The sequence below is a fragment of the Pantoea rwandensis genome, assembly GCF_002095475.1.
GTDB classification, from domain to species: domain Bacteria; phylum Pseudomonadota; class Gammaproteobacteria; order Enterobacterales; family Enterobacteriaceae; genus Pantoea; species Pantoea rwandensis.
Genome location: NZ_MLFR01000015.1, coordinates 33,861 through 47,770, shown reverse-complemented (window position 1 = coordinate 47,770; position 13,910 = coordinate 33,861). Strand labels below are relative to the sequence as shown.

Annotated in this window: 11 protein-coding genes; 4 read left to right on the top strand and 7 right to left on the bottom strand. The window is 52.4% G+C overall.

Annotated elements, in window-relative coordinates; all coding sequences use genetic code 11:
* Positions 1–37: 37 nt before the first annotated feature.
* The 4 genes from HA51_RS15035 to HA51_RS15020 form a co-directional block, all read right to left on the bottom strand.
* The gene (locus HA51_RS15035; RefSeq protein ID WP_245840227.1) at positions 38–3,562 is read right to left on the bottom strand and encodes an ATP-binding protein; all 3,525 of its coding nucleotides are present in this window, start codon (positions 3,560–3,562) and stop codon (positions 38–40) included.
* Positions 3,563–3,647: 85 nt separating this feature from the next.
* Positions 3,648–4,271 carry a response regulator gene (locus tag HA51_RS15030; RefSeq protein ID WP_084935433.1) on the bottom strand — a complete coding sequence of 208 codons (624 nt, stop codon included), beginning with the start codon at positions 4,269–4,271 and terminating at the stop codon, positions 3,648–3,650.
* A 401-nt stretch (positions 4,272–4,672) separates the two neighbouring features.
* Entirely contained in the window at positions 4,673–5,674 is a 1,002-nt protein-coding gene (locus HA51_RS15025) for an AI-2E family transporter (RefSeq protein WP_084935432.1), read from the bottom strand.
* A gap of 62 nt (positions 5,675–5,736) precedes the next feature.
* Entirely contained in the window at positions 5,737–6,840 is a 1,104-nt protein-coding gene (locus tag HA51_RS15020) for an AI-2E family transporter (RefSeq protein ID WP_084935431.1), read from the bottom strand.
* A gap of 180 nt (positions 6,841–7,020) precedes the next feature.
* On the opposite strand from HA51_RS15020, the gene HA51_RS15015 reads away from it, so the two are divergent.
* Positions 7,021–7,260: a DUF1272 domain-containing protein gene (locus tag HA51_RS15015; protein WP_084935430.1), complete on the top strand. Its 240-nt coding sequence runs from the start codon at positions 7,021–7,023 to the stop codon at positions 7,258–7,260.
* Here HA51_RS15015 and HA51_RS15010 read toward each other — a convergent pair.
* Positions 7,212–7,724: a 2-thiouracil desulfurase family protein gene (locus HA51_RS15010; protein WP_084935429.1), complete on the bottom strand. Its 513-nt coding sequence runs from the start codon at positions 7,722–7,724 to the stop codon at positions 7,212–7,214. The genes HA51_RS15015 and HA51_RS15010 overlap by 49 nt on opposite strands.
* Positions 7,725–8,569: 845 nt before the next feature.
* On the opposite strand from HA51_RS15010, the gene HA51_RS15005 reads away from it, so the two are divergent.
* Together HA51_RS15005 and HA51_RS15000 are read left to right on the top strand one after the other, a co-directional pair.
* Positions 8,570–9,034 carry an RcnB family protein gene (locus HA51_RS15005; RefSeq protein WP_084935428.1) on the top strand — a complete coding sequence of 155 codons (465 nt, stop codon included), beginning with the start codon at positions 8,570–8,572 and terminating at the stop codon, positions 9,032–9,034.
* Positions 9,035–9,142: 108 nt separating this feature from the next.
* Positions 9,143–9,970 carry a Cof-type HAD-IIB family hydrolase gene (locus HA51_RS15000; protein WP_084935427.1) on the top strand — a complete coding sequence of 276 codons (828 nt, stop codon included), beginning with the start codon at positions 9,143–9,145 and terminating at the stop codon, positions 9,968–9,970.
* Between the two features lie 48 nt (positions 9,971–10,018).
* Here HA51_RS15000 and HA51_RS14995 read toward each other — a convergent pair whose 3' ends face one another.
* Complete coding sequence (locus tag HA51_RS14995) at positions 10,019–11,164, bottom strand: iron-containing alcohol dehydrogenase (RefSeq protein ID WP_084935496.1); 1,146 nt, start codon at positions 11,162–11,164, stop codon at positions 10,019–10,021.
* A 289-nt stretch (positions 11,165–11,453) separates the two neighbouring features.
* Here HA51_RS14995 and gntT point away from each other — a divergent pair, with 289 nt between their 5' ends.
* Positions 11,454–12,770 (top strand): gluconate transporter, encoded by a 1,317-nt coding sequence (gene gntT, locus HA51_RS14990; RefSeq protein ID WP_084935426.1) that lies wholly within the window; start codon positions 11,454–11,456, stop codon positions 12,768–12,770.
* A gap of 40 nt (positions 12,771–12,810) precedes the next feature.
* Here the strand turns inward: gntT and HA51_RS14985 are convergent, their stop codons facing one another.
* On the bottom strand, positions 12,811–13,908 hold the full coding sequence (locus HA51_RS14985; RefSeq protein ID WP_139810693.1) for a malate/lactate/ureidoglycolate dehydrogenase: 1,098 nt from the start codon (positions 13,906–13,908) through the stop codon (positions 12,811–12,813).
* Positions 13,909–13,910: the final 2 nt, after the last annotated feature.

The window sequence follows — 13,910 nt, the reverse complement described above, 5'->3', positions numbered from 1 at the left end:
CGAGGCGGAAAATCCCCCTCGCAAATAATGAGCCCCTTTAAGCGCCAACAGGGTCCTGCAGAAATCCCTGAATGGCCTGATTCAGGGTTTGCACGCAAGCCAGCGTCTCATCAAGCCGTTGTTTGATTTGGGTTTCATCGACCGGTAAGCCACAAGCCGCTTCCAGCGAACGGCATTGCTCTGCGACGTCCAGCGCACCAATAATCTGCACCGATCCGGTGAGCCGGTGCAGGCTGCGTTCCAGCGCTGGCCAATCGCGTTTGTCATAACTGGAGCAGGCCACCTGCATATCGCGCAGGTTTTCTTCATAGGTGGCGCTGAGTAAACGCTGCAACATCTCTGCGTCATGCTGAGCCAGTTCTTGTAGCGCATTGAGATCAAGCAGTTGGTGCAGCTTTGAATTGAAGCTGCTGATGGTGGCTGAACGCGGAATTTTATGTAGTAGCGCGTCCAGTTGTGGCAGGCGCAACGGCTTAAACAGGCAATCATCCATGCCCGCTTCCAGGCAGCGTGAACGCTCTTCCGGTTGTGCGTTGGCGGTCAGTCCCATAATCATCAACGGACCGCGCTGTTTCTTACGCAGTTGCCGGGTCAACGCAAAGCCATCCATTACCGGCATACTGCAATCGGTGATCACCAAATCAATCGCGTTTTCCTGCCACAGCCACAGCGCTTGCTCGCCATTTTCGGCCTCAATTACGTTGTGGCCCAGTCGGCTTAGCTGGCGTTTGAGTAACAAACGGTTGGCGGGGTGGTCATCAACCGTCAAGATCGTCAGGGGTAAATCACAGCGCTCCTGTTGGGGAACACTCTCGACGGCGGCTTCCACGGATTCGCGACTGGAGACAGGAAGGCGCACGCAAATACGGGTGCCACGCCCTGGATGGCTGTGTAGTTCAATCGTGCCGGACATCATCGCGACCATCTGCTCACAGATGGCTAATCCTAGGCCTGTCCCGCTCTGTTTTTTACCGGAAGCGGATTGTTCGTAGGGATTGAAAATCAATTGCTGTTCAGCCTCACTGATGCCAATACCGGTGTCCTGTACGATCAGTTCCAGCTGTATTTGGTCACCTTCAGCGGGCTTGCTGCGTACCTGAACCTCAACTGAGCCCCGTTGAGTGAACTTGATCGCATTGCTGATCAGGTTGGAGAGAATCTGCCGCATGCGCATAGGATCAATCAGGATTTCGTCCGGGTGGAGTACATCAACGTGATAGTGCAGCAATAATCCTTTCTGTCGGGCCAGCCCGGCGAAGACCCGCACCACAGGTTCTGCGAGGGTCTCGAAACGCACCCATTCTGCCGAGAATTCCAGTTTGCCGGACTCAATCTTGGCCATATCCAGAATATCGCCGATCAACCCCATCAGTGACTGTGCGGATTCATAGGCAACGCGCACTGACTCCTTATCACAGGGCTGCTGCTGACGGTCGGTGACGGCCAGCTCCAGCAAGCCAATAATGGCGCTGATCGGGGTGCGGATCTCATGACTCATGGTGGCGAGAAAGGTGCTTTTGGTGCGGTTAGCCTGTTCGGCACGCTCTCGTGCCAGAGAGAGGTCGGTGGTCAGCCTTTCATGATCGGTGACATCTTGCCAGCTACAGATGATCCCCGCGATGTTGCCCTGATTATCGCGGAAAGCTTCAGCCTGATGGATCACCTCGCGCATTTCGCGACCGTTATGGAGTTGGCCACGCTGCGGCATCATCACCAAGGATGTTTGATCAGCGAGTAAGGCCATTTGTGCCTGACAGATAGCATGCAAGGGATGGGCGGTGTCGCTGAGCGGCAGTTGGCTGACGGGAATGTGCTCATCGTCAAAAAATTGGCTCCATGCCGGATTTTTGTTGGTCATCACGCCCATGCTGTTAACGACATATATCGGCACTGGGGTGCTGTTAAAAAGGGTGTTCTGGAAGGTGGCTTGCTCCTGAAGCCGGGCCTGGGCCTCTTTGCGTTGGCGCACTGCGCGATGCAAATGGTAGTTCCAGAACAGCGAGGTGATCACCAATAGCCCAAAGATCCCCACCAGCAAGTAGAACTCCTGGCGATAGGCAAGCCAGGTATCGAGTTTGACATCCGGCGTTCCCTGCCATTTCATCGCCAGCAGTGAAATATCGCGCGGAGGCAGTGCCGCCAGCGCTTTATTCAATATGCTCTGGAGTTCTGGATTGTCGCGCCCAACAGCAAAAGCAATACGAGCGGGATTTTCCCCTAAACGTGCAGAAATTTGCAGCGAATGACTGAAGTAGCGATCGATCAGGTAGCGTGCTGCGATCAAATTATTGACGGCACTGTCCACTTCTCCATCATTGACCATCTGCAGGGCGATGCTGGCGTTCTCAACGTTGATCAATTTGATATGTGGATAGTTCTCTGCCAGCCAAGAGGTGAGTTCATGGTGCGGAGTGATCGCCAGCGTTGTGATCTCATTCAGTGCGTTGGGTGCCCCCAGCGCATTCTTACTCACTAACACATAGGGCGGTAACACGTAGGGGCGGGAAAACAGCGCCCGCGCTTCTCGCTGTGGGCTAAACGTCAGTGAACCCACCAACTCCGCCTGGCGGTTACTCAGCTTGTCGAGCATGTCACTGACCGACGAAGCTTCGACGATTTCGAACGCAAGCCCGGTGCGCAGATGAATTAAGCGTAACAAGTCTGCTGTCATCCCGTGAAAGGCCCCTTGTCGGTTCTTGAGGGTAAAGGGAGCATCCAGGGGGTTGATCGCGACGCGCAACGTTTTATGTTGCTGAAGCCAGCGCTGTTCATGTTCGTTGAGCAGGAGCGGTTTGGCGGCCAGCGAGGCGGGCTGGCTTTGTCCCCACGGGTAAAATAGGGCGGTATGCAACTGCTGGGGGATCGCACCGAGTACGGTATTGACGCTACGGTGCAGCGGAGCATGTGTGCCTGGAAAGACAAATCGAGGGCCAGAGTCCGTTGGCTCAAAAATACGAACCACTGAGAGTGTGGACGCGTAATTGCGCTCAATTAAATCGCTGGCTGAGGTTAGGTTGCCAATAAACACATCATTTTCACCAAATGCCACCGAAGCCAGCGCACTGAGGGCGGAAGGATAGCGGGTGATTTTGGCCTCGGGATAGCGGCTCTCTACCCACGCATCACTGAGATAGCCACGCGGCATAGCAATATGCAGCAGTGCAGGGGGATCCTGCATCACAGAGAGCGTGTTTTCTCGCGATACCATCACAGGGTAATCATCAATAAACGATTGGCTGACCAGTAAGCCCGGCGGGGGTTCCGGGCTACCTGCGCCATCTACCAGCATATCGATCCTGCCCTGTTGCAGCGCTTCTAAGGCAGCGCTGCGGCTGGAGAAGTAGCCAGCGGAAATGCGCAGACCTAACGAGTGCAACACCAGCAGCGTATAATCGGGTGACAGACCTTCGAGGGTGTTTGAATCGATGATGCGATCAAAAGGGGGATTTTCGGGTGCATAAAATCCCACGTTGATTTCACGTTTTTTACCCAACCAGCGCCAGTCACTATCAGGTAAGAAAAACGTCAAGGAGGCAGGTTGTTCGCGGCTAAAAAGCTGCATCGAACGCGGCTCTTCAGCCTTGGCGGGAAGGATTAGCAGACCGAATAATAGGCCTGCCAGACAGAGAATTCTTAACATCATCATATCAGGAAATATTATTACGTTTAGCGAACTCGTACAGCCCTACCATATTATCAATATCGAGTTTCTCCATCAGACGGCGTTTATAAGTGCTGACGGTCTTATCACTGATTTTCATTTTTTGTGCCATCTCCACCACTTTCATTCCTTTGGTTAAAAATACCAGTACTTGTAATTCCTTACTGGAGAGTGTGGCAATTTTAACTTTATCTTCCTGTTCATCTTCTGGCATGCCATGACGTTTACGGTTCAGTGGGAAAAAACCGTATCCCGCATTAATCGCGCGAATTGCGTCATGTAATTCCGTCATATTATTGCGTTTGCTAATAAACCCATCTGCACCTGCGTTGGCACTCCGCTTGATGTAATGGTCAACGTCTTTACCGGTCAACACCAGGATGCCGCCTGCAAAGCCGTTGTTGCGTAACCGCTGGACCAAATCGATGCCGTTGTAAGAGGGCATATCGATATCCACGATAATTAAATCCGGTGAGAGTTTTTTGGTGAGATTAAGGGCTTCATATCCGTCATCTGTCTCCGCTACAACGGTCATATTGTCCGTTTCAAGCAGCAGCTTTAAAGCCATCCGAACCACCGGATGATCATCAATAATAAGAACGTCCTTCATATATTATTCCTGTGCGTAATCGAGTAGGGTATTTATGCGCGGTTGTTTTATTTTTGAAGGATTTTATGGTTAAAGTTTTTCATGTGCAAATAATAATTTGGTAAGGTGATCCTTACAATATTATTATCTACTCCTGACTTAACTTAATCTAAAATAAGATATATTAACGTTAATTCACGATGATATTTTCCATGATTTGTTTTTTAATGATATTTCGGGGTTAAGATGAAGGATTGTTATTAAGGTGCGGAGTGCCGCTTCAGCGCAAAAATCATCATCACCGTCGTTGCCCCTGTTTGAGAAGGACAGCATGGGGATAGTTAGCGCATTCTTCTCATCGAAGCGCGGTGTAAGGGATATGCTGGTGCGAATTGAAAAAAGCTGGCGCGTCACCCGATGGATCAAGCGGGCTGGCGTAAGGCCAGCCAGACTTTTTTCAGCAGAAAGGTGAGGGGGATCGCCAGAATGGCCCCGGTCATGCCGAGTAGAGCCTGCCAGAACAAAAAGGCCAGTAATTGAACCGTCAGCGTCATGTTCAGGCGTTTTCCCAGCATTAGCGGTTCGAGCACCGAACTTAACATCAGATTGAGCGCGACAAAAAATCCCACCATCATCAGGCTGGTTTTGATATCAAACAGGATGAAGGTCTGGATCACGGGCGGAATCGCTGCCAGAAACGAGCCCAGCACCGGGATGTAGTTGAAGATAAACATCAGCACGCCCCATAGAAAAGCGAACTTCAGCCCAATCATGTGTGCCACTGACCAGACAATCACGCCGCCCAACAGGCCCGTTAACGTCTTGACCCGCGCATAGACAATCACACTCTGAATCCCTTCCTCCAGCGCATTGAATAATTTGGCGTGCTGCTCGCTAGCGCGAAGCACCCGCTTAAGCAGTGGCAGTTCAACCAGCATAAACAACAGCATCAGAAACACCATAAGCCACCATGACAGCAACCCCGGAATCATCGAGAGCTGTGTCGTCACGAAGCGCACCACTGCACCGGCATCGACAAAGTTCAGCATCTCATCGGCGGTGAGCACGATTCCCATCTGGCTCAGTGATTGCGTGAGATATTGCAGCTTGGCAGCCACGAGATTAGGGGCCTGGCGACTCAATTTGATGAGGTCGGGCGCTGAGGCACTGAGCGACATGATGGTAATGACGATGAGCGTCAGTAAAATCACAATCACCAGTAAAGAGGAGAGCACGCGTGGTATGCGATGCTGTGCCAGACGGCTAATCAGCGGGTCGAGCATGACAGCGAGAAAGATGGCTAACAGCACCTGGTTAATCAACGGCGCGGCGAGCCGCAGCCCCAGTAAAACAAGGGTGAGGCTCGCGAGCAGTAACAGCGCTTGCGCCAGTGGGGAAAGTGATTTTAACCAACCCTGGTACATCGGTGCCTTCTCCGGTAAACGGACGGTTGCTACCGCGCAGCAACCGCCGGATGGGAAACCACTTACTCGCGCGATTTACCCTCTTCGATAAACTCTTCATCGATCTCTTCGGCATTTTCACGGTTATCGCGGCCGGAGAGCAGGTTCCAGCAGGCAATAAACAGTGCAGCAATCAGCGGACCGATAACAAAACCGTTGATACCGTAAACTTCCATGCCGCCGAGCGTGGCGATCAGGATCAAATAGTCTGGCATTTTTGTGTCTTTACCCACCAGCAGGGGACGCAAAATATTGTCCACCAGGCCGACCACCACCACGAAGAAACCGACAAGGAACAACCCTTTCCACAAGGCGCTGGTGGCGAAGAAGAAGATCGCCGCAGGCACCCAAACAATGGCGGAACCTACCGCTGGGATCAGCGACAGGAAGGCCATCAGTGCACCCCACAGCAGGCTGCCGTCTATGCCGGTGATCCAGAAGGCGATACCGCCCAAGATCCCCTGTACCACCGCGACCACCACCGTGCCTTTCACCGTGGCGCGAGAAACCGCCGCAAATTTCACCATCAGATGATGTTTAACATAGGTGGAGAGCGGCAGGGCTTCCAGTATTAAGTTCACTAACCATGCGCCATCCTTCAACAAGAAGAACAGCAGATACAGCATGACGCCAAAGCCCACGGTAAAAGTGAAGGTGCCTTTGCCTATCAGGAACACGCTGCCCGCCATGTACTGGCCACCCTTTAAGGCAAATTCAGACAGCTTCTGCTGAAGTTGCCCGGCATTGTTCAGGTTATGGTCGTTAAGATAACTTTGCGCCCAACCCGGCAGATGCTGGATCAAATCGGCAAACACCGTGGGGAACTGCGAGGAGTTGTTCTGTAGCTTGGTATAAACCGTGTTGACTTCCACCACCATCGACGAGGTGATGATTGCCAAGGGCGTGAAGACGATCAGGCAGATGATCGCCAGGGTAGCGAATGCGGCCAGACCGTTGCGATCCCCCATTTTGCGGCGCAGCAGTGATTTTAACGGATGGAAGATTACCGCCAGAATCGCAGCCCAGAAGATGGCAGAGAAGTATGGTGTCAGCACATCAAAAAAGGCGAAAGTTACAATCGCCAAAATCACAATAAAGAAACCGAAGTTAAGTCCTTTGATTCTCATTTAAAAGCCTCGAGAGTAAATGTGGCGATTGAACTATAGAACGTGAAAACGGGAATGTAATTTTTTTAGCGAAACGTGCAGAAAATTGTGTGTCTCGATCTGTCCGAATGATGTCTGTCAGCAGGCTGGCGCAATGCTAAGAACAGGATGATGATAGGTTCAACCTAAAAGGAGATTGCCATGCTGGAACTTCGCCCCAACTGTGAATGTTGTGATAAAGACCTGCCACCGGATTCATCCGACGCGCGCATATGTTCATTTGAGTGCACTTTTTGTGTCGAGTGTGTGGAAACCCGACTCGATCATCGCTGTCCGAATTGTAGTGGGGAATTAGTGCGTCGCCCCATCAGACCGGCCGCAGCCTTAGCCCGTCACCCCGCGTCCACCACACGGCATTTGTCGGCAGCGTCTACCCGCTGAATCAGCTCGTGTAACTGAGCCTCGGCAAAAACGGCAATACCGTGCTGACGCAACAGCGCGGCGGCGACACCCTTGCCAAAGGTTTGTTGTCCGCTAAAGCTGCCGTCATAGATTTTCTGGCTGCCGCAAGTGGGGCTGCCATCGGTGAGCAGGGCAAAGCGGCACTTTCCTGCCTGTGCAGCGCGCAAAGCCAGCCAAGCGGCCAGCACATAGTGTTGCGTGACGTCACGGCCATCTGATTCCAGAATCTGTGCGTTGCCGGACAGCACTTGTTCAGCACTGCCGCCGTGGATTTCAGCAGGTAAACGCGGTGTGTGCAGGCCCGCGGCCAGTTCAGGACAATGTATCACCAGGCGCTTCTCTTCGCGCCAGCGCGCCAGAGTACGGGAGATGAGTAACTTGTCGCTGCCATTGTAGCGGACGGCAAAACCCATCAGGCATGCACTTACTAATATATTCTCCATCTCATCTTCTTCCTGAAAATATTCTAACCTGAAGGACAATCTTCTATTGTCGTGCACAGTGGGGATTAAAAATGAACCTGTTAATGGAGAGGCTCAGCAGAAATTAAGCAAAAACGGCACTGCGTATAGGTATTAATATTAAGCGCGATATTAATCACAGATGTGTATTAATGGTGCTGTATATGTATTTTATCTGATTAGCGTGTAGGGAAATGATGAATTAGCTTGAAGTTTAGTCTCAAAAAATAACCTTATAATGTTTTTTTGAATTAAAGGCATTGATTTGTAATGTTTTTATGATGATTTTACTGCCGGGCCCTCCCTTGTGTCACAAAAAAATGCTCTTAAGATAAACTACAAGTTTATCTTTCTTGCGCTCTGGTCAGAGCACAGACCTTATTTCAGAGGGTAGTAACCTGCCAAAAAATATTATTTTCTTATGCCCTTTAATTTTTACGGTTTTTTCTGAAAAGCAGGTTTTTTTAAAAGAATTTTGCATTTTAAGATGGTATTGTTAACGGGCAATGCTAGTGATGTGGCGTTGTGTGCTTCAGTTTTACCCTCACCTTTGCAGGGTTTACCCGCTTTATGCAATTTATGGAATTAGCATTATCCACCCGATCCTCGCGATCGGGTTTCTTTCCCTTCTCTTTCCTCAACTCACTTTGTCTGTTTTAAGACCATATAATGTCAGAAAAGACACAACCGTTAAGAAATCGATAATGCGGAGTAATTTATTGTAAGTCAGCGGTTTTTAAGAGTTTTGGAAATGCTTTTTTGCCTCCTTTTCATCGATAGTGATATTCGACGGTGCAATAACTGCCGTTATCATTGGAGGTAACATCATGAAAAAAACAACATTGAGTCTTATTGCGTCACTTATTGCATGCAGCACACTGTTTTCAGCCGCTTCCTGGGCCGATGGTCCGGGCGATCAACACTGGCAGCCGCGTGGCGGCGACCAACATCAGGACCATGGTCATGGGCCTGATCACGGAGGCGATCGTGGTCCTAATCGCGGTCCAGACAACCATGGTCACGATAATCACGGCGGCTATGCCGATCATCGCATGTCGGATGGGCAACGTGAGGGTGATCACTTCGCCTGGAACGGCCACGATTTCCGTCGTGGACACCCAATGCCACCCGAATTCCGCGGTCCGCACTATCGCGTAGATGACTGGCGTGAACGTCGCTTACCAGAACCTCCACGTGGCGAGTACTGGTCTTACGTCGACGGTAACTATGTGCTGATTGCTGCGGCGACAGGCGTTATCACCTCACTGCTGCTAAACGGCGCCTTCAACTAATCTCCCTCCACGGATGGCAATCGCCATCCGTGTTTCTCTCTGCTTTCTTTGCTCACCAGGTTATTCTTTACGCGACACGTTGTTCTATTGATGCGCTAAGGAGTCATGATGACCGTGGTAAAAATGGTGGCGGTGGATAAAGACGGCACCTTTCTTGATGATCAAAAACAGTACAACCGGGCACGTTTTCAGGCTTGTTATGAGGAAATGAAACGGCGCGGCATCAAATTTGTCGTGGCGAGCGGCAACCAGTATTACCAACTCAAATCCTTCTTCCCTGACATTTCCAGTGAAATTGCCTTCGTTGCCGAAAACGGTGCATGGATCATCGATCGTGATGAAGAGCTGTTTTGCGGCGCCTTCTCGCGTGAAGACATTGATGCGGTGCTCGATACCCTGCACAACGGACACTACCCTGAGCTGCGCTACATTTTGTGCGGCCGCGAAAGCGCCTACTACTTTGAAGGCCTCGACGAGCGCTGGCTGGTGAAGATGCGTCACTATTGCCATCGTCTGAAATCCATTCGCAGTCTGGATGAGGTTGCCGATGACAAGCTGTTCAAGTTCGCACTGAACCTGTCTGATGAATATGTCGAACCATTAATGGCGGATATTGAACGCCTGCACAAAGGTTCAGCGGCGGCGACCTCAAGCGGTCATGGCTCGGTGGACTTGATCGTGCCCGGCAATCATAAGGGGCATGGACTCGACCTGCTCGGCAAGCGCTGGGGCATTGATCGCAGTGAAATTCTGGTGTTCGGCGATGGCGGTAACGATCTGGAGATGTTGCAGCAATCCGGCTTCAGCTTTGCGATGGCCAATGCACCGCAAAAGGTCAAAGAGGCTGCTCGCTTCGAAGCGCCAGGCAACAATGAAGAGGGCGTACTGCAGGTGATTGAACAGATGCTGGCGGGCAAGCCGCCTTTTGCCGGTTAAGAGAGAACCTGGGTTGAGGGCGGCGCGAGCACGCCCTCCTTTGCCGTGTCAGGCAACTCGCCACGCGGCGGTGATCATTTCGGTCATCGTCGCGGCATCATAATTCACCCAACCATTTTTGCTGTTGGCGCGTGCCACAATCCAGTCAATGTCGGTGGCGTTCAGCGTCGGTCCATCCTGCCAGAATGGCGCAATGGCGTGCTGCTGTATCCAGGCCTTGAGTGCTAATGCTGGAGGGGCAGGGTCCTCGGGTAGCAACCGTTGACCGAGTTGTGCCATCAGACGCTGTTGATCGGCCTGTTCACTTTCTGCCAGGACTTCCAGGAACGGGAACAGCAGGCGACCACACACCTCACCATGATGGAAGGGTTTAATCGCCCCGAGTTCACCCGCAATCCCATGAATCACGCCCAATCCCGCACTGCTCAGACAAACGCCGCCAAGCCAGGAGGCCATCATCATCGCTTCTCGCGCTTCGTCTCCAAGCTGATCGTCTCGGTTCAGGTTCGGCCAGGCTTTGAAGAATAACTGCAGGCCATTCAGCGCGGTTTGTTGGGTAAATAAATTCCCTTTGCGCGACAGATAGGCTTCGAACAGATGGGTAAACGCATCAATCGCGCAGGTAGCCAGTACGCTATCGGGCGCACCTTTAAGCAGATCCGGATCGAGAATTGCCACTTGGGGGACAAACACCGCATGACGCAGCGAGGCTTTGACATGAATATGCTGCTGATCGGTTACGACGGCGTTTTGTGTGGCCTCACTGCCGGTACCCGCCGTCGTCGGAATGGCAATCAACGGCAGGGTGACAGCCTGAACCGGCGTATCTCCGACTTTTTCCAGATAGCGTGCGGTATTCAACGGATGCTGCATCATTGCACTGAACGCTTTTGCGGCATCCAGCACGCTGCCCCCGCCAATCGCTACCACGCGATCAACATGTCCGCGCCAGCGATTCACCCACGCATCAATTTCATCGGGTGATGCCTCATGGCTGACAATCTCATATCCCAGAATCTGGTCGTTCAGTGCGCTGCCCAGTCGTTGCAAGGCCGGACCATTGAGGAATGAGCGTCCGCAAAACAGCAGCGTAGGTTGGGGGTTCGCGGCCAGCAACGGCAGAAGGCGATCAATGCTGCCGCGACCAAACAGGGTTTGTTGATTACTGTACAACTCGATCAGATTTTCACTCACCTGCATGTCCTTTTTGAATGACGTTAAGCCCTTAGTGTAACCAAAAGCCATGACGCTCCCGCGGCAAACATTCTGATAACCCACAGGCAAAAAGTTGATCACCTTCGCAAAACAGAAATTCACCGGGCGTGCCTGATGCTTTGTGCGCAATGTTACCCTTAACATGATACCCGTAACATTGCTTGAGGAGGCGTGTCCCCTCTGCATATGTGGCTGAACCCCATTCCTCTGGGAAACCAAAAAATAAACCGCTGCCGACTACTGTCGTACGCAAAAGTGGAGAAAAATTATGCCATTACTCTATGTGGCGATTGGCGTAGCCTTACTGCTGCTGCTGATGATTCGTTTCAAACTGAACGGATTTATTGCACTGATTCTTGTAGCACTGGCGGTAGGAATGATGCAGGGCATGCCCGTCAATAAAGTGATCGGATCGATCAAAACCGGCGTTGGCGGCACACTAGGTAGTCTGGCGCTGATCATGGGCTTCGGTGCCATGCTGGGCAAACTGCTGGCAGATTGCGGGGGCGCACAGCGTATTGCCACCACGCTTATCGCTAAATTCGGCCAAAAACATATTCAATGGGCGTTAGTCCTGACGGGTTTCACCGTCGGCTTCGCGCTGTTCTATGAAGTGGGCTTTGTCTTGATGCTGCCATTGGTGTTCAGTGTCGCGGCCTCGGCACGAGTACCTTTGCTGTTTGTCGGGGTGCCGATGGCGGCAGCCTTGTCTGTGACGCACGGTTTCCTGCCGCCGCATCCTGGCCCAACCGCGATTGCGACCTTGTTTAATGCCGATATGGGCAAAACGCTGCTATATGGCACGCTGTTGGGTATCCCAACGGTTATTCTGGCGGGCCCGGTCTATGCACGTTTCCTGAAAGGCATCGACAAGCCGATTCCTGAAGGATTATGGAACCCAAAAACCTTTACTGATGCGGAAATGCCTGGCTTTGGTGTCAGCGTGGGAACGGCGTTGGTGCCGGTGATCCTGATGGCACTGCGTGCGGTAGCGGAAATGGTGTTGCCGAAAGGGCATCTGTTACTACCGTATGCAGAGTTCTTTGGTGACCCGATCATGGCAACACTGATTGCGGTACTGATCGCCATCTTCACTTTTGGTCTGAACCGGGGCCGCAGCATGGATGAAGTGATGGGCACCATCACGGACTCCATCAAAATCATTGCGATGATGCTGTTGATCATCGGCGGTGGCGGGGCCTTTAAACAGGTGTTGGTTGACAGCGGCGTCGACAAATATATCGCGAGCATGATGCATGAGACCAATGTCTCACCTATCTTCATGGCGTGGTCAATCGCTGCTGTACTGCGTATCGCATTGGGTTCCGCTACAGTGGCGGCGATTACTGCCGGTGGCATTGTGGCTCCTCTGATTGCGACCAGCGGTGCCAGCCCGGAGCTGATGGTGATTGCGGTCGGATCGGGGAGCGTAATTTTCTCGCACGTTAACGATCCCGGTTTCTGGCTGTTCAAGGAGTACTTCAATCTGACCATTGGCGAAACCATTCGCTCATGGTCCGCACTGGAAACCATTATTTCGGTGTGTGGCCTGGTGGGTTGTCTGCTGCTTGCTAACGTGATCTAAGTCTGGCTGAGGCACTACGCCTCAGCCTCTCAGCTGCGGTCTACTGTGCCAGTGCACGGAAGGCCGCCAGCTCCTCTTCAGGCATGCCCGCTTTGCGTGCAGCTGCACAGATTTGCTCCCAGCTATTACTGTCGAGTGGGATCCCCTCTCGGTCACGCTCCAGTCGATTTTGCTCTTCCCACTCGCCCGGCACTTGGATAGGGGCATCACCGCTTTGCGGCGAACGTTTCACCCATTCAAGGAAGGCTTCGGCTTCCTCCTGCATGGCGGGTGCATCAAACGCCTCGGGATTGACAATAATCGTGGTCATGCAATTGAAAATAGCATCATGGCTGCTGACCAGCGTGGCATCGTGCGTGGTACGGCCGCCCGACAGTGCGCCGCCGAGGATTTCGCACATGGTTGCCAGCGCATAGCCTTTATGCAAGCCGAACGGCATCAGCGAGCCATAAGGCGCTTGATGCATCACGCCGGGTTCGGTGGTGGGTTGTCCCTGATGATCAATTAAATAACCGGGAGCGACTTGCTGGCCTTTATTCCAGGCGACACGCGTCTTACCAAAGGCAATGCCGCTGGTGGCGAAATCGAGTAACAGGGGTTTGGCATCACGACGTGGGAAAATCGCACAGAACGGATTGGTGCCAAAGCGGCGGTCACTGCCATTAAACGGGGCCACCATCGGGTCACCCATCACATTGACGAAGTGGAAAGAGACAAACCCGGCTGCCGCACACTGCTCTGCCCAGTGTCCGATACGGCCAATGTGGTGTGAGTGGTGTAAACCTACCGCGGCGATGCCAAGCTTGGCGGCGCGTTCAATACCCTGTTGCATGGCTTCATGAGCTGCAACCTGACCAAAGCCGTTGTGACCATGCAGCGTTATCACGGCACCGGCATCTTTCACCAGGGTAGGGTGCTGGTTCAATTGCAGGAAGCCCTGATCCAGTGAGTTCATGTAACTGGGAATCATGCCCACACCATGTGAATCGTGACCAGCCAGATTAGCCGCCACCAGATGATCGGCGACCAGTCGTGACTCCTCAGCGCTGCTGCCAGCATGAAGCCAGATAGCCTGAACAAACTGATGCAGGTGTGAAGGGGGGATACGATAAAAAGCACTCACGCGGTCAATCTCCATAT

Bases quoted from the DNA above. Each gene is read 5' to 3' on its own strand.
- HA51_RS14985 (WP_139810693.1), bottom strand. From the start codon at position 13,908: ATGGAGATTGACCGCGTGAGTGCTTTTTATCGTATCCCCCCTTCACAC.
- HA51_RS15015 (WP_084935430.1), top strand. From the start codon at position 7,021: ATGCTGGAACTTCGCCCCAACTGTGAATGTTGTGATAAAGACCTGCCA.
- HA51_RS15030 (WP_084935433.1), bottom strand. From the start codon at position 4,271: ATGAAGGACGTTCTTATTATTGATGATCATCCGGTGGTTCGGATGGCT.
- HA51_RS15010 (WP_084935429.1), bottom strand. From the start codon at position 7,724: ATGGAGAATATATTAGTAAGTGCATGCCTGATGGGTTTTGCCGTCCGC.
- HA51_RS15000 (WP_084935427.1), top strand. From the start codon at position 9,143: ATGACCGTGGTAAAAATGGTGGCGGTGGATAAAGACGGCACCTTTCTT.
- HA51_RS15025 (WP_084935432.1), bottom strand. From the start codon at position 5,674: ATGTACCAGGGTTGGTTAAAATCACTTTCCCCACTGGCGCAAGCGCTG.
- HA51_RS15005 (WP_084935428.1), top strand. From the start codon at position 8,570: ATGAAAAAAACAACATTGAGTCTTATTGCGTCACTTATTGCATGCAGC.
- HA51_RS15020 (WP_084935431.1), bottom strand. From the start codon at position 6,840: ATGAGAATCAAAGGACTTAACTTCGGTTTCTTTATTGTGATTTTGGCG.
- gntT (WP_084935426.1), top strand. From the start codon at position 11,454: ATGCCATTACTCTATGTGGCGATTGGCGTAGCCTTACTGCTGCTGCTG.
- HA51_RS15035 (WP_245840227.1), bottom strand. From the start codon at position 3,562: ATGCAGCTTTTTAGCCGCGAACAACCTGCCTCCTTGACGTTTTTCTTA.